Genomic DNA, 14,102 nt, shown 5'->3' with positions numbered 1-14,102 from the left:
GGGACGAGGCCGGAGCTCAGGAAGCCGGGCCGCGCGGAGCGGGGCGCGGACCCGGGCCCGCGTCAGGACCCGCGCCTGGGCGCGGACCGCGCAGCACCTCGGCCACCGTGTCCGCCGTCGGGCCCAGGCCGGTGGCCTCGAGCACCGTGCCCTGCGCGCCGCGCGTGCCCCAGCCGCGCGCATGGAGCTCGGCGCCCGGCTTCAGCTGGTCGCGGTACATCGCGCCCACGTGCGGTGGGAAGCGCACGATGGTCTGGTCGGCCAGCAGCACGCCGCGCACGTCGCCGCGGTCGGTGTAGAGCAGGCGTTCGATGCGGCCCTGCGCGCTCAGCGCATCGAGCGCGCCCGGTTCGCGCGGCGGCCGCGGCGGCGCCATGCCGGGTGCGGGCGGGGTGTCGACCAGGCTGCGGCCGTTGGCTTCGAGCGAGCGCATGCGCAGCACCGGCACGCCGGGCGCGCGCCAGCCGCCGACCTGCACCGTGTCGCCGGGCTGCAGCAGCTGCATCGCGTCGGCAGACAGGTGCGGCGGGAACGCGACCTGGGTGCCGTCGGCCAGCAGCAGGCCATCGGCCTCGCCGCCGGGGTTGAGCAGGAAGCGTTGCACGCGGCCGGTGACGACCGTGCCGGCCTCGGGCGCGGCCGCCGCGGCGCCCGGGGGCAGCGGAGCACCGGGCGGCGGGGGCGGCAATTGGGCGAAGGCCGTGCCGCCCGCGAGCAGGATGGCGGCGGCGATGAAGGGGGTGCGGACTGTCATGGAAGGCTCCTTGCGGGTGGATGTCTCCAGGACATCTCACGCAACGTGCCAGCACCGAAATCCTTTGAAATCAACGACTTGCGGGCGTCGCCGCGGCGGCGTCCGGATGATCCGGAGACAGCGGGCGTCCGCTTTCCGGACACCGCTTCATTCGAGGCCGTACTGCGTCAGCTTGCGATAGAGCAGTTGGCGGTGGATGCCGAGTCGCCGCGCCGCTTCGGCCCGGTTGCCCTGCGTCTGCGCGAGCGCATGCGCGATCAGCAGCCGCTCCAGCCTTTCGACGGCCACCGGCAGTTCGCCCTCGAGCCAGTCCGCGGGCAGCGCCGGCGCGGCATCGGCGGCCGGTGCTGCGCCCAGCGCGGCGGCCAGGTCGGCGTCGCCGATCACGCGGTGCCGCACCAGCGCCTGGCAGCGCTCCATCGCATTGCGCAGCTCGCGCACGTTGCCGGGCCAGGGGTGGCCGAGCAGGCGCCGGGCCGCCTCGGCCGACAGCGATTTCGGCGGCTCGGTCGCATCGCGCGGGACCGCGCGGCGCAGGAAGTGCTCGGCCAGCGGGATGATGTCGGCCAGCCGCTCGCGCAACGGCGGCAGTCGGATCGACAGCACGTCGAGCCGGTACAGCAGGTCCTCGCGAAAGCGCCCTTCGCGCACGGCTACGCGCAGGTCGCGATGGGTCGCGGCGACCACGCGCACGTCGACCTTCACCGTGCGGTGCCCGCCCAGCGGCGTGACCTCGCCCTCCTGCAGCGCGCGCAGCATCTTGGCCTGCACGTCGAGCGCCATGTCGCCGATCTCGTCGAGCAGCAGCACGCCGCCGTCGGCCGCGCGGAAGCAGCCGAGCCGCTCGCCGGTGGCGCCGGTGAAGGCGCCGCGCACATGGCCGAACAGCTCGCTCTCGAGCAGCTCCTTCGGAATGGCCGAGCAGTTGATGGCCACGAAGGGCCCGCCGGCGCGCGCCGAATGGCGGTGCAGCGCGCGCGCCACCATCTCCTTGCCGGTGCCCGTCTCGCCGAGCACCAGCACCGGCATCGCGCTGGCGGCGGCCAGGCCGATGCGCTTGTGCACCTCGCGCATGGCTTCGCCCGGGCCGATCAGCGCGGCGTCGTCCTCCTCATCGGGAGCGGACGAAGGCGCGGCCGCCGTGCGCTGCTGCAGCGCGCGCTCGAGCACCTCGCGCACCGCCTCGCGGCCGATCGGCTTGGCCAGGTGGTCGAAGGCGCCCAGGCGCATCGCCTCGATGGTGTTGCCCGCGCTCGAGAACGCGGTGAGCACGATCACCGGCGGCAGCCGGCCCGCGCGGGCGCGCAGCGCCGAGAGCGTCTGCAGGCCGTCCATGCCGGGCATGCGGTGGTCGAGGAACACGGCGTCGAAGCGCGTGTGCGCGAGCGCCTCGAGGGCCTCGGCGCCGCCGGACACGGCCGTCACGCCGTGGCCCAGGCCCTCGATGGTTTCGGCCAGCGTGTCGCGGAAAGCGTCGTCGTCGTCGACGATCAGGAGGTGCGCCATGGAAGCTCCAGTTCGAAACGGGTGCCCGGCGCCTGCGGCAGGTGGCGCAGCTCGCCGCCATGCGCCAGCGCCACCTCGCGCGCCAGCGCCAAGCCCAGGCCGGTGCCGTCGGCGCGGCCGGTGGCGAAGGGCTCGAACAGGCTGGCCTGCAGCGACTCGGGCACGCCCGCGCCGTCGTCGTCGACGCGCAGCGCCAGCGTGCGCGCATCGGGCTGCACCGCCGCGAGCACGACCTCGCCGCCGCGCGGCGCATGGCGCACGGCGTTGTCGAGCAGGTTGTCGATGGCGCGCGCCAGGTGCACGGGGTCGAACACGGCGCTGTCGGGCGCCTCGTGCCGCAGTACGAGCCGCACGCCCGCGGCTTCCGCTTTCGGCGCCACGGCCGCCAGCCGTTCCTCGAGCCAGCGCGCGAGCGGCACCGGCACCGGGGCCAGCGTCACGGGTTGCACCAGCGCGAGCAGGCTCTGCACCAGCCCGTCGAGCCGGTCGATCTGGCCGACGATGGCCTGCAGCGCCGGGCCTTGCCGCTCGGGCGAGGCGGCCAGCGCGTTCTCGGCCTTCAGCCGCATGGTGGCGATGGGGTTGCGGATCTCGTGCGCGATGCCGCCCGTCATGCGGCCCAGCGCGGCCAGCCGCTGGTCGCGGCTGCGCTGCTGCGCGGCCGCGCGCAGGTGGGCGCGCGCCTCCTCGAAGCGCAGCCGGTAGCGGTTGAAGCCGTCGACGATGCGGTCGAGCTCGCGCACGCCGGTGCGCGGCAGCTCGGGCATGGCGTCGCCGTCGGCATCGGCCTGCGCCAGCCGGCTCTCGAGGCGTTGCACATGGCGCAGCCCGCGCAGCAGGATCGAGCCCAGCCACAGGCCCGAGGCCAGCACCAGCAGCAACAGCACGCCGAGCCCGGTGCGCAGGCTGTCCTGGGCCGCGAGCGCGCCGCCGCTGGTGCGCGTCATGGTCCAGGCGGCGAGGTCGTCGGCCGGCGCGGGCAGCGGGCAGGCCGAGACGATCAGCGCCTCGCGGCTGCCGCGCACCACGTCGGTCTGCGGCTGGCGGGTGCGCGCCGCGAGTTGCGCCAGCTGGGCGATCAGCGGCTGCTCGGCCGCGGGCACGTCTCGCTTGACGCCGCTGCCCTCGTAGGTCGGGTAGGCGTAGGCCAGCGGGCCGTCGACCGCATGCCAGACGCCGCCCTCGACCTGCGGCGTCTCGATCAGCACCAGCTGCAGCAGCACGCGCAGCAGGTCGACCTCGGGCCGTGGCGGCGCGGGCGCGGCGATCGATTTGGCGTAGCGCGCCGCGATCGCGCGGCAGGACTGCTCGGTGGCGGCGCGGCCGGCCGCCACCTGGGCGCCCGCGCTGCTGCGGTAGAGCGTGAACATCACGACCGCGAGCGCGGCGCACATGCCGAGCAGCAGCACCCAGAAGAAGACCAGTTGACCGCGCAGGGATTTCATCTGCCGCGATCCTGCCCGGTCTTCGGGTCGCGGCGCGTCAGCCGCGGACGCGTTCTCGCAGCTCGCGCTTGAGCACCTTGCCGATCGCGCTGCGCGGCAGCTCGTCGATCAGCGCCAGGCCCGCGAGCCGCTGCGTCTTGCCGACCTGGGCATTGGCCCACTGCAGCAGCGCCTCGGCGGCGGTGGCATCGCCCTCGCGGCGCACCACGAAGGCCATCGGCGTCTCGCCCCATTGCTCGGAGGGCACGCCGACCACCGCCACGTCGGCCACGGCCGCATGGCAGCGCAGCACCGCCTCGAGGTCGCTCGGGTAGATGTTGAAGCCGCCGCTGATGATCATGTCCTTCTTGCGGTCGAACAGCGTGAGGAAGCCGTCGGCGTCGAAGCGGCCCACGTCGCCGGTGCGGATGAAGCGCTTGCCCGTCGCGTCGAACCACTCGGCCTCGCGCGTCTTCTCGGGCTGGCGGTGGTAGCCGGTCATCATGCCGGCCGAGTGGCCGACCACCTCGCCGGCCACCTCGGTGTCGCCGGCCGGCAGCTCGCGGCCTTCCTCGTCGATCAGCCGGATGTCGCTGCCCGGTGCCGGCTGGCCCACGGTGTGCAGCTTGGTCGGATGCAGGTGGGCCTCGAGGATGCAGGTGCCGCCGCCCTCGGTCATGCCGTAGAACTCGATCAGCCCGCCGGGCCAGCGCGCGAGCACGTCGGCCTTGAGCGCGGCATTGAAGGGCGCGCTGGTGCTGAACTTGAAGCGGTAGGCCGAGAGGTCGTGCGCGTCGAAGCGCGGATGCGCCATCAGCCTCTGGTACTGCACCGGCACCAGCATGGTGTGGGTCACGCGGTGCCGTTCGGCCAGCTGCAGGTAGCCGAGCGCGTCGAACTTGGGCATCAGCACCACGCAGCCGCCGAAGGCCAGCGTGGGGAAGAACACGACCAGCGTGGTGTTCGAGTACAGCGGCGTCGACAGCAGCGTGACGGTGTGGCTGTCGTACTCGTACTTGGCGCCGCGCTGCACATGGGCCCAGCGCATGCCGTGGCCCTGCACGATGCCCTTGGGCTCGCCCGTGGTGCCCGAGGAATAGATGATGTTGAAGGCCGTGCCGGGCTGCACGTCGGCGGGCTCGGGCGTGGCGCCTTCGGGCGCGAGCCAGTCGGCCAGCGACCGGCCGATGGCCGAGCCGTCGAGCGCCACGCGCGCGATGCCGCCGGGCTGCGCCGGGCCGATCACCTCGGCCGCGCCCGCGTCGGCGAACAGGATGCGCGCATCGGCGTCCGAGATCATGCGCGCCAGGCTGGCCGGCGTGGAGCCGGGGGCCAGCGGCGCCACCGCCACGCCCGCGCGCAGCGCGCCGAGGAACACGGCCGCGTAGTTCACCGAGGAGGCGGCGCAGACCGCGATCGCGTCGCCGGCGCGCAGGCCGTCGCGCTGCAGGCTGGCGGCGATGCGATCCATCAGCGCATCGAGCGCGCGGTAGTCGAGCTGCTGCGCGGCGTCGGCGAGCGCGGGGCGCTCGGGGGTGTTGTGCGCGTGGAAGCGGATCAGGTCGGCGATCACGCCGAAGTCGCGTTCCATCAGGGCCTGAAAGGAAGCGTCGGAAGAAGCGGAAGCGGGTTGCTGCAAGGTCGGATCCTCGGTCGTTGCCGGTCGTGCAGGATAGCGAAGATGCCCGGCGCCCGGTGAGCCCGAGGCGACGGGCCGCGCCATGAAAAAAGCGGCCCGAAGGCCGCTCGTTGCAGGGGGCTCGCGTGGCTCAGACGCCGGCCGCGTGCGCCTGCTGGTCCGCGTGATAGCTCGAGCGCACCATCGCGCCCACGGCCGCGTGCGAGAAGCCCATCTTGTAGGCCTCTTCCTCGAACATCTTGAAGGTGTCGGGATGCACGTAGCGGCGCACCGGCAGGTGCGAGCCCGACGGCGACAGGTACTGGCCGATGGTCAGCATGTCGATGTCGTGGGCGCGCATGTCGCGCATCACCTGCAGGATCTCCTCGTCGGTCTCGCCGAGGCCGACCATGATGCCGCTCTTGGTCGGCACCTCGGGGTGCAGCGCCTTGAACTTCTTCAGCAGGTTGAGGCTGAACTGGTAGTCGCTGCCCGGGCGCGCTTCCTTGTACAGGCGCGGCGCGGTCTCGAGGTTGTGGTTCATCACGTCGGGCGGCGCGGCCTTGAGGATCTCGAGCGCGCGGTCGTCGCGGCCGCGGAAGTCGGGCACCAGGATCTCGATCTGCGTCATCGGCGAGAGCTCGCGGATGTTCCTGATGCAGTCGACGAAGTGCTGGCTGCCGCCGTCGCGCAGGTCGTCGCGGTCGACGCTGGTGATCACCACGTACTTCAGGCGCAGCTTGGCGATGGTCTTCGCGAGGTTGAGCGGCTCGTCCTTGTCGAGCGGATCGGGGCGGCCATGGCCCACGTCGCAGAAGGGGCAGCGCCGCGTGCACTTGTCGCCCATGATCATGAAGGTGGCGGTGCCGTTGCCGAAGCATTCGCCGATGTTGGGGCACGACGCTTCCTCGCAGACCGTGTGCAGGTTGCTCTCGCGCAGGATCTGCTTGATCTCGTAGAAGCGCGTGGTGGGGCTGCCGGCCTTGACGCGGATCCACTCGGGCTTCTTGAGCACCTCGCCCTGCTGGATCACCTTGACGGGGATGCGCGAGAGCTTGGCCGCGGCCTTCTGCTTGGCCAGCGGGTTGTAGGTTTCGGCGCTCTGGGCGTCGCGGACGACTTCGGTGGTGCTCATTGGAGTTCTCGTCAAGGCGCCAGGAAAGTACCGAGCTTGCGGCCCAGCACGGCGGCGGCTTCTTCCCATGTGGATTGGACGCCGATTGTAGAAAGGTCGACCGTTTGCAGCCCGGCGTAGCCGCAAGGGTTGATCCGCGAGAAGGGTTCGAGGTCCATGTCGACGTTGAGCGCCACGCCGTGGTAGGTGGCGTGGCGGCTGACCTTGATGCCCAGCGCGGCGATCTTGCCGAGGCCGCGGAACGGGTCGTGCTCGGGCCGCGGGCCGGTGAGGGCGGCGTGCGAGAACGGGTCGTCCAGGCGCACGTAGATGCCGGGCGCGCCCGCCACGCGGTGGCCGGTGACGCCGAAATGCGACAGCGTGCGCAGCACCGCCTCCTCGAGCCGGTAGACGTATTCCTTGACGAAGTAGCCCGCGCGGCGCAGGTCGATCAGCGGATAGGCCACCACCTGGCCCGGGCCGTGGAAGGTGACCTGGCCGCCGCGGTCGGTCTGCACCACGGGGATCTCGCCGGGGTTGAGGATGTGGTCCTGGCGGCCCGCGATGCCCTGCGTGAAGACTGGCGCGTGCTCGCAAATCCATAGCGCGTCGGTCGTGTCGGGCGTGCGTTCCAGCGTGAACTGCTTCATCGCGGCGAAGGTGGCGGCGTAGTCGACGCGGCCTTGCCAGTCGAGGGCGATGGGGGGCGCTGCGGTGTCGGTGCTCATCGTGGGGGCTGCCGCTCGGGCAGGGTGCGGGTCTCGCCGATGGCGAGCGTGAAGAAATCGTCGGCGGCCACGCCCTGGGCCTGGAGCGCGGCGGCGAGGTCGCGCGGCGGCTGGTCGAGCGCCTCGTCGGTCAGCGCGAAGGTGCCCCAGTGCACGCCCAGGCTGCGCTTGGCGCCGAGCTCGCGGTGGATGCGCACGCTCTCCTCGGGATTCACGTGCTGGTCCTTCATGAACCAGCGCGGCTCGTAGGCGCCCACGGGCAGCAGCGCGAGGTCGAAGCCGCCGCCCTGGGCCGGACCCTGGCGCGGCGCGAAGCGGGCCTGGATGTCGGCGAAGTCGCGCGAGTAGCCGGTGTCGCCCGAATAGAAAAGCTGCAGCTTCGGCGACAGCACGGCGAAACCGCCCCACAGCGTCTTCAGCCGGTCGCCGAGGCCGCGCGCGCTCCAGTGCTGGGCGGGCGTGAGGAAGACCTGGGTGGCGTCCGTCGCGGCCGCGAGGCCCGCGCCGTTGCGCTGGATGCGCACCTGCGAAGCCTGCGGCGGGGCGCTTCCGGCACCGGTGCCGGGCGGCAGCTCGAGGCTGTCCCACCAGTCGAGCTCGACCGCGTTGGCGATGCCGCGCTCGGCCAGCCAGGGCGCGATGCCCAGCGGCACCACGAACAGCGGCGATCCGCCGGCCTGCGCCGCGAGCGCCTTCACGCTGGCTTCGTCGAGGTGGTCGTAGTGGTTGTGGCTGATCAGCACCAGGTCGATGCGCGGCAGTTCGGCCAGCGCCAGGCCCGGCGGCTGGAAGCGCTTCGGTCCCGCGAAGGACACCGGCGAGGCGCGCTCGCCGAACACCGGGTCGGTCAGCAGGTTGAGGCCGCCGGTCGCGGTCGGCAGCTGCACCAGCACGGTGGCATGGCCGATGAAGGTGGCGGTGGGGCGCATCGGCTGCGCCGTGGCGTTGGCGCGCAGCAGCGCGAGGTCGGGCTTGACCACCGGCGGCGGCGCCTCGGGCGCTTTCGGCAGGCCCTTGAACCACGACGGGATCTGCCAGCGCACCAGCACGTCGATGAAGAAGTTCTTGGGCTGGAACTCGACGTAGTTGTCCTGGAAGCCGTCGCTCCGGTGATGCGGGCGGCTCGCGTCGTAATAGGGATTGGGGGCGGTGGAGCAGGCCACCGCCAGGCCGCCCGCGCACAGCGCGGCCGCGAGGTGCCGCCAGCGTGTCAGCGCACAACGCGGCATCGCTCGCCCGTGCTCAGAGCACGACCTTGACCATCGGGTGCGAGGACAGGGCGCGGTAGATGTCGTCGAGCTGCTCGCGGCTGGTGGCGGTCACGGTGATCGTCACGCCGAGGTAGTTGCCGGCCTTGCTGTCGCGCAGCTCGACGGTGGTGGCGTCGAAGCTCGGGTCGAAGCGCTCGGCGATCTGGGTGATCGCGTGCACGAAGCCGTCGACCTTCGCGCCCATCACCTTGATCGGGAACTGCGAGGGGTACTCGATCAGCGAATCCTTGCGCGGATCGGTGACGGCGTCGGCCGCGTCGGCGGCCGGTGCGGGCGTGTCGGGACGTTCGGTGCTCATGCGGATACTCCTCGTGGCGGCTGCTGCGCCTGTGCGTTGCGTCGCTTGGCCTCCTGGTAGGCCGCGTACAAGCTCTGGTAGATGGGGCCGGGTCGGCCATTGCCAATGGGCCGGTCGTCGAGTTGCGTCACGGGCAGCACCTCCTTGGTGGCCGAGGAGATCATCAGCTCGTCGGCCGCGAACACCTCGTCGCGCGCGATGCGCCGCAGCGCGAACGGGATGCCATGCTCGGCGCACAGGCGCTCGAGCAGGCCGTAGCGGATGCCGGTCAGCACCAGGTTGTCGCGCGGCGGGCCGAGCACGGTGCCGTCCTTGACCACCCAGACGTTGCTCGAGGCGGCCTCGCTGAGCCAGTCGTCGCGGAACATCACGGTCTCGGTCGCGCCCGCGTCCACACCGATCTGGCGCGCGATCACCGCGCCCAGCAGGCTGGTGCTCTTGATGTGCGCCTTGGCCCAGCGGAACTCGTCGGCCGTCACGCATCGCACGCCGTCCGTGCGCGCCGCCTCGCCGGGCAGGGTGAGGGTGTTGACCATCGCGAAGACGGTGGGCACGATGCCCTGGACCATCGCGTGGTCGCGCGGCGCCACCCCGCGCGTGACCTGGATGTAGACCGAAACGCTGGCTTCGCCGGTCGCCGAGGCCACCAGCCGCCCGGCCAGCGCGCGCCAGCCCTCGCGCGTGTGCGGGTTCGGGATGCGGACCTCGGCGAGCGAGCGCTCGAGCCGGGCCAGGTGTTCGTCGAGGCAGAACAGGTGGCCGTCGTAGGCCGGGATCACTTCGTAGATGCCGTCGCCGAAGATGAAGCCGCGGTCCAGGACGCTGATCTTCGCGTCGCGCAGCGGAAGGTATTCGCCATCGAGATGGCACAGGGTGGCGGGCAGGGATTGCATGGCGCAAATTATGAGCGCCGGGCCGAAGGTGTCGCTTGTGCGCCCAAGATGTCAGGATCGGCGCGGGTTTGTCCTTATAATCAGAGGCTTTGTAGAATTCGCGGTAGGCAAGGGGTCGCATTCCAAATGACAACCAAGACCCCTGAAGCTGAACCCGAGGCCGAAATCTCTGATTTCGAGCCGCTCACGCCCGAAGAGGCGCAGCGGCTGCGCGAGCAAAATCCCGAACTGTCGCCCTGGTGGGTGATCGGGGCCCAAGTGGCCTTGGGAGTGATCGTGGCGGGAGTTGCATGGGTGTGGACTGGACTGTCGTCCGCCGCCGTGTCGGCGCTCTACGGAGCGATGGCGGTGGCTGTACCGGCGGCGCTGTTCGTTCGAGGCGTACGGCGCGGAACGGGAGCAGTGTCACAGTCCGCTGCCATGCTGAGGTTTTTTGTGTGGGAGTCGATCAAGATCGTGCTGACCGTGGCCATGCTGGTCGCGGCACCATGGCTGGTCGGAGGGCTGAACTGGCTGGCGCTGGTCGCTGGCGTGATCGCCGCCCTGAAGACGTACTGGATCGCGCTCGTGGTGCGGCCCAGGTTGTTGAACCGGATTTGACTGTTTAAAAAAGAGACGCTGAAGATGGCCGCCGAAGGACACGCACCGACTGCGAGTGAGTACATCGTTCATCACCTCCAGCATTGGCAGGTCGACTGGAGTCTCAATCCCGTGGTGCAGAAGTCGATCGTCGACTTCAACATCATCAATCTCGACTCCGTCCTGTATGCGCTGATCATCGGCGCACTGGGCTGCTTCGTGCTCTGGCTGGCCGCGCGCAAGGCCTCGTCGGGCGTGCCGGGCCGCTTCCAGGCCGCGGTCGAGATCCTGGTCGAGATGGTCGACAACCAGACCAAGGCCAACATCCACAACGCCAAGAGCCGCAAGTTCATCGCGCCGCTCGCGCTCACGGTGTTCGTCTGGATCTTCCTGCTCAACGCGATGGACATGCTGCCGGTGGATCTGCTGCCGGCCATCTGGGCGAAGTTGCATGAAGTTGCCGGCCACGATCCGCACCACGCGTACATGCGCGCCGTGCCCACGGCCGACTTGTCCACCACGCTGGGCCTGTCGACCTCCGTGCTGCTGTTGTGCCTGCTCTACAGCATCAAGATCAAGGGCGTCGGCGGCTGGGCGCACGAACTGGTGACCGCGCCGTTCGGCACCAGCAAGAACCCCGCGTTTGCCGTGATCCTCGGCATCGTCAACCTGCTGATGCAGATCATCGAGTACGTGGCCAAGACCGTGTCGCATGGCATGCGGCTGTTCGGCAACATGTACGCGGGCGAACTCGTTTTCATGCTGATCGCGCTCATGGGCGGCGCGATGGCTGCGTCGTTCTCGGGAGTGCTGTTGCCAGTGGGCCACGTCATTGCCGGTACTGTCTGGGCGATCTTCCACATTCTGGTGATCACGCTCCAGGCATTCATTTTCATGATGCTGACGCTCATTTATCTGGGCCAGGCTCATGAGGCCCACTGAGGCTCGGTTCCCTTTCGTTCTTTTTCTTTTGCATTCATCCAGTTAAATCTAAGGAGTCATCATGGAAGCATCCAACGTTCTCGGTCTCGTTGCTCTCGCCTGTGGTCTGATCGTCGGTCTCGGCGCTATCGGTGCATCGATCGGTATCGCCCTGATGGGTGGCAAGTTTCTGGAATCGTCGGCCCGTCAGCCCGAACTGATGAACGACCTGCAGACCAAGATGTTCATCTTGGCCGGTCTGATCGACGCGGCCTTCCTGATCGGCGTGGCCATCGCCCTGCTGTTCGCGTTCGCCAACCCCTTCCTGTCCGCCCTGCCGAAGTAATCCGGTTTCAACGCCACTCTAGAAAGGTGTTGCCGTGAGTATCAACGCGACCCTGTTCGTTCAGGCCATCGTCTTCCTGTTGCTCGTGCTGTTCACGATGAGATTCGTGTGGCCGCCGATCGCGAAGGCTTTGGATGACCGGGCACAAAAGATCGCCGCGGGCCTGGCGGCCGCCGACAAGGCCAAGGCCGAACTGCAGTCCGCCAACCAGCGCGTCGAACAGGAACTGTCGGCTTCTCGCACCGAGACCGCCAGCCGTCTGGCCGACGCCGAGCGCCGCGCCCAGCAGATCATCGAAGAAGCCAAGGGCCGTGCGAACGAAGAGGCCAACAAGATCGTCGCGGCTGCCCGTGACGAGGCCGAGCAGCAGACCGTGCGCGCCCGCGAAGCCCTGCGCGAGCAGGTTGCCGCGCTGGCCGTCAAGGGTGCCGAGCAGATTCTCCGCAAGGAAGTCGATGCCGGCGTCCATGCCGACCTGCTCCAGCGCCTGAAGACCGAGCTCTGAGGACGACATGGCCGAACTCGCGACCATTGCCCGTCCCTACGCTGAAGCGCTGTTCCAGGCCAGTGCCGGCAACCTCGATGCCACCACCGGCTGGATCGACCAGCTGGCCGCCGTCGTCGGGAACCCGCAGCTGCTGCAGTTCGCGGCCAATCCCAAGGTCGCGCCCGAGCAGGTCGTCGGCCTGGTCGCCGGCCTGCTGTCCCAGCCGCTGCCGGACCTCGGCACGAACTTCCTTCGCACCGTCCTCGACAACGGCCGCCTCGCGGCCGTTCCCGAGGTGGCGGTCCAGTTCCGTGCCCTCAAGAACGCCAGCAGCGGTTCGTCCGATGCGGTGATCTACAGCGCCTTCCCGATCGAAGGCGCCGCGCTGCAGGACATCGAGGCGGCGCTCGTGCGTCGCTTCGGTCGCAAGCTCAAGACGAGCGTCGCGATCGACCCCGAGCTGATCGGCGGCATCCGTGCCGTGGTCGGCGACGAGGTGCTCGACATGTCCGTCAAGGCCCGGCTCGAACAAATGAAAGCTGCGCTCACCGCCTGAGGCGGTCTGTCGCCGCGGTAAGCCCTATTTATTGAAAGAAGGAAAGAGTCATGCAACTCAATCCCGCAGAAATTTCCGAGCTGATCAAGAGCCGCATCGAAGGGCTTGGCGTCAGCGCAGATATCCGTAACCAGGGCACCGTGGTGTCGGTGACCGACGGCATCGTGCGCGTGCACGGCCTGTCGGACGCGATGCAGGGCGAAATGCTCGAGTTCCCGCCCACGGCCGACGGCGTCCCGTCGTACGGCCTGGCGCTGAACCTCGAGCGCGATTCCGTCGGCGCCGTGATTCTGGGCGAGTACGAGCACATCTCCGAAGGCGACACCGTCAAGTGCACGGGCCGCATCCTGGAAGTGCCGGTGGGCCCCGAGCTCATCGGCCGCGTGGTCAACGCGCTGGGCCAGCCGATCGACGGCAAGGGTCCGATCAACGCCAAGATGACCGACGTGATCGAGAAGGTCGCACCGGGCGTGATCGCACGGAAGTCCGTCGACCAGCCGATGCAGACCGGCCTCAAGTCGATCGACTCGATGGTGCCCGTCGGCCGTGGCCAGCGCGAGCTGATCATCGGTGACCGCCAGACCGGCAAGACCGCCGTGGCGATCGACGCGATCATCAACCAGAAGGGTCAGAACATGACCTGCGTCTACGTCGCGATCGGCCAGAAGGCTTCGTCGATCAAGAACGTGGTGCGCTCCCTCGAACAAGCCGGCGCGATGGACTACACCATCGTGGTGGCCGCATCGGCGTCGGAATCGGCCGCCATGCAGTACGTGTCGGCCTACTCGGGCTGCACGATGGGCGAATACTTCCGCGACCGCGGTCAGGACGCCCTGATCGTCTATGACGATCTGTCGAAGCAGGCCGTGGCCTACCGTCAGGTGTCGCTGCTGCTGCGCCGCCCGCCGGGCCGCGAAGCCTACCCCGGCGACGTGTTCTATCTCCACAGCCGTCTGCTCGAGCGCGCGGCCCGCGTGAACGCCGACTACGTCGAAGCCTTCACCAAGGGTGAAGTCAAGGGCAAGACCGGTTCGCTGACCGCGCTGCCGATCATCGAAACGCAGGCCGGCGACGTGTCCGCCTTCGTGCCGACCAACGTGATCTCGATCACCGACGGCCAGATCTTCCTGGAAACCAGCCTGTTCAACGCCGGCATCCGTCCCGCCATCAACGCCGGTATCTCGGTGTCGCGCGTGGGTTCGTCGGCACAGACCAAGGCGATCAAGGGCCTGTCGGGCGGTATCCGTACCGACCTCGCGCAGTACCGTGAACTGGCTGCGTTCGCGCAGTTCGCTTCCGACCTCGACGAAGCCACCCGTAAGCAGCTCGACCGCGGTGCCCGCGTGACCGAACTGCTGAAGCAGGCCCAGTACAGCCCGCTGTCCATCTCGCTGATGAGCGCGTCGCTGTTCGCGGTCAACAAGGGCTTCATGGACGATCTCGACGTCAAGAAGGTCCTGGCCTTCGAGCACGGCCTGCACCAGTTCCTCAAGACCAGCCACGCGGCCCTGCTCGACAAGGTCGAACAGGCCAAGGCGATCGACAAGGACTCGGAAGCCGAACTGCACGCGGCGATCACCTCGTTCAAGAAGTCGTTCGCCTGATCG

15 protein-coding genes are annotated in these 14,102 nt (G+C 69.4%); 6 read left to right on the top strand and 9 right to left on the bottom strand.

The window, feature by feature from the left end; genetic code table 11:
• Nucleotides 1-16 precede the first annotated feature (16 nt).
• The 9 genes from AC07RM_RS36990 to AC07RM_RS36950 form a co-directional block, all read right to left on the bottom strand.
• Complete coding sequence (locus tag AC07RM_RS36990) at nucleotides 17-754, bottom strand: hypothetical protein (RefSeq protein WP_398499854.1); 738 nt, start codon at nucleotides 752-754, stop codon at nucleotides 17-19.
• Between the two features lie 147 nt (nucleotides 755-901).
• Nucleotides 902-2,260: a sigma-54-dependent transcriptional regulator gene (locus AC07RM_RS36985; protein WP_495337650.1), complete on the bottom strand. Its 1,359-nt coding sequence runs from the start codon at nucleotides 2,258-2,260 to the stop codon at nucleotides 902-904.
• On the bottom strand, nucleotides 2,245-3,705 hold the full coding sequence (locus AC07RM_RS36980; protein ID WP_495337649.1) for a sensor histidine kinase: 1,461 nt from the start codon (nucleotides 3,703-3,705) through the stop codon (nucleotides 2,245-2,247). The genes AC07RM_RS36985 and AC07RM_RS36980 overlap by 16 nt, the downstream gene beginning before the upstream one ends.
• 37 nt (nucleotides 3,706-3,742) lie before the next feature.
• Entirely contained in the window at nucleotides 3,743-5,275 is a 1,533-nt protein-coding gene (locus AC07RM_RS36975) for a class I adenylate-forming enzyme family protein (RefSeq protein WP_093350282.1), read from the bottom strand.
• Between the two features lie 178 nt (nucleotides 5,276-5,453).
• Nucleotides 5,454-6,437: a lipoyl synthase gene (gene lipA, locus AC07RM_RS36970; RefSeq protein WP_093350284.1), complete on the bottom strand. Its 984-nt coding sequence runs from the start codon at nucleotides 6,435-6,437 to the stop codon at nucleotides 5,454-5,456.
• Nucleotides 6,438-6,448: 11 nt separating this feature from the next.
• Nucleotides 6,449-7,144 (bottom strand): lipoyl(octanoyl) transferase LipB, encoded by a 696-nt coding sequence (lipB, locus tag AC07RM_RS36965; protein ID WP_495337648.1) that lies wholly within the window; start codon nucleotides 7,142-7,144, stop codon nucleotides 6,449-6,451.
• Nucleotides 7,141-8,373, bottom strand: coding sequence for an MBL fold metallo-hydrolase (locus AC07RM_RS36960; protein ID WP_495337647.1), 1,233 nt, complete (start codon nucleotides 8,371-8,373; stop codon nucleotides 7,141-7,143). Before AC07RM_RS36960 ends, lipB begins: the two co-directional genes overlap by 4 nt.
• A gap of 13 nt (nucleotides 8,374-8,386) precedes the next feature.
• Nucleotides 8,387-8,713 carry a YbeD family protein gene (locus AC07RM_RS36955; protein ID WP_093350292.1) on the bottom strand — a complete coding sequence of 109 codons (327 nt, stop codon included), beginning with the start codon at nucleotides 8,711-8,713 and terminating at the stop codon, nucleotides 8,387-8,389.
• Nucleotides 8,710-9,606, bottom strand: a complete 897-nt coding sequence (locus AC07RM_RS36950; protein WP_495337646.1) for a D-amino acid aminotransferase — start codon at nucleotides 9,604-9,606, stop codon at nucleotides 8,710-8,712. The genes AC07RM_RS36955 and AC07RM_RS36950 overlap by 4 nt, the downstream gene beginning before the upstream one ends.
• A 126-nt stretch (nucleotides 9,607-9,732) precedes the next feature.
• Here AC07RM_RS36950 and AC07RM_RS36945 point away from each other — a divergent pair, with 126 nt between their 5' ends.
• From AC07RM_RS36945 to atpA, 6 genes are all read left to right on the top strand, one after another.
• Nucleotides 9,733-10,206: an ATP synthase subunit I gene (locus AC07RM_RS36945; RefSeq protein WP_093350299.1), complete on the top strand. Its 474-nt coding sequence runs from the start codon at nucleotides 9,733-9,735 to the stop codon at nucleotides 10,204-10,206.
• Nucleotides 10,207-10,230: 24 nt separating this feature from the next.
• On the top strand, nucleotides 10,231-11,127 hold the full coding sequence (atpB, locus tag AC07RM_RS36940) for a F0F1 ATP synthase subunit A (protein WP_093350304.1): 897 nt from the start codon (nucleotides 10,231-10,233) through the stop codon (nucleotides 11,125-11,127).
• A 61-nt stretch (nucleotides 11,128-11,188) separates the two neighbouring features.
• Entirely contained in the window at nucleotides 11,189-11,452 is a 264-nt protein-coding gene (gene atpE, locus AC07RM_RS36935) for a F0F1 ATP synthase subunit C (protein ID WP_057593982.1), read from the top strand.
• Between the two features lie 34 nt (nucleotides 11,453-11,486).
• Entirely contained in the window at nucleotides 11,487-11,957 is a 471-nt protein-coding gene (locus tag AC07RM_RS36930) for a F0F1 ATP synthase subunit B (RefSeq protein ID WP_093350307.1), read from the top strand.
• A 7-nt stretch (nucleotides 11,958-11,964) separates the two neighbouring features.
• Nucleotides 11,965-12,495, top strand: a complete 531-nt coding sequence (locus AC07RM_RS36925) for a F0F1 ATP synthase subunit delta (RefSeq protein ID WP_093350310.1) — start codon at nucleotides 11,965-11,967, stop codon at nucleotides 12,493-12,495.
• A gap of 50 nt (nucleotides 12,496-12,545) precedes the next feature.
• Nucleotides 12,546-14,099, top strand: coding sequence for a F0F1 ATP synthase subunit alpha (gene atpA, locus AC07RM_RS36920; protein ID WP_203203952.1), 1,554 nt, complete (start codon nucleotides 12,546-12,548; stop codon nucleotides 14,097-14,099).
• Nucleotides 14,100-14,102: the final 3 nt, after the last annotated feature.

Source organism: Variovorax sp. GW821-FHT09B05 (assembly GCF_059418265.1).
This window is presented reverse-complemented; position numbering and strand designations above follow the sequence as displayed.

What these genes read in the sequence shown, in the direction of transcription:
- AC07RM_RS36955 (WP_093350292.1), bottom strand. Translation starts at nt 8,713, where the DNA reads ATGAGCACCGAACGTCCCGACACGCCCGCACCGGCCGCCGACGCGGCC.
- AC07RM_RS36990 (WP_398499854.1), bottom strand. Translation starts at nt 754, where the DNA reads ATGACAGTCCGCACCCCCTTCATCGCCGCCGCCATCCTGCTCGCGGGC.
- atpA (WP_203203952.1), top strand. Translation starts at nt 12,546, where the DNA reads ATGCAACTCAATCCCGCAGAAATTTCCGAGCTGATCAAGAGCCGCATC.
- AC07RM_RS36975 (WP_093350282.1), bottom strand. Translation starts at nt 5,275, where the DNA reads ATGGAACGCGACTTCGGCGTGATCGCCGACCTGATCCGCTTCCACGCG.
- AC07RM_RS36960 (WP_495337647.1), bottom strand. Translation starts at nt 8,373, where the DNA reads ATGCCGCGTTGTGCGCTGACACGCTGGCGGCACCTCGCGGCCGCGCTG.
- AC07RM_RS36985 (WP_495337650.1), bottom strand. Translation starts at nt 2,260, where the DNA reads ATGGCGCACCTCCTGATCGTCGACGACGACGACGCTTTCCGCGACACG.
- lipA (WP_093350284.1), bottom strand. Translation starts at nt 6,437, where the DNA reads ATGAGCACCACCGAAGTCGTCCGCGACGCCCAGAGCGCCGAAACCTAC.
- AC07RM_RS36945 (WP_093350299.1), top strand. Translation starts at nt 9,733, where the DNA reads ATGACAACCAAGACCCCTGAAGCTGAACCCGAGGCCGAAATCTCTGAT.
- atpB (WP_093350304.1), top strand. Translation starts at nt 10,231, where the DNA reads ATGGCCGCCGAAGGACACGCACCGACTGCGAGTGAGTACATCGTTCAT.
- AC07RM_RS36950 (WP_495337646.1), bottom strand. Translation starts at nt 9,606, where the DNA reads ATGCAATCCCTGCCCGCCACCCTGTGCCATCTCGATGGCGAATACCTT.
- AC07RM_RS36925 (WP_093350310.1), top strand. Translation starts at nt 11,965, where the DNA reads ATGGCCGAACTCGCGACCATTGCCCGTCCCTACGCTGAAGCGCTGTTC.
- lipB (WP_495337648.1), bottom strand. Translation starts at nt 7,144, where the DNA reads ATGAGCACCGACACCGCAGCGCCCCCCATCGCCCTCGACTGGCAAGGC.
- AC07RM_RS36980 (WP_495337649.1), bottom strand. Translation starts at nt 3,705, where the DNA reads ATGAAATCCCTGCGCGGTCAACTGGTCTTCTTCTGGGTGCTGCTGCTC.
- atpE (WP_057593982.1), top strand. Translation starts at nt 11,189, where the DNA reads ATGGAAGCATCCAACGTTCTCGGTCTCGTTGCTCTCGCCTGTGGTCTG.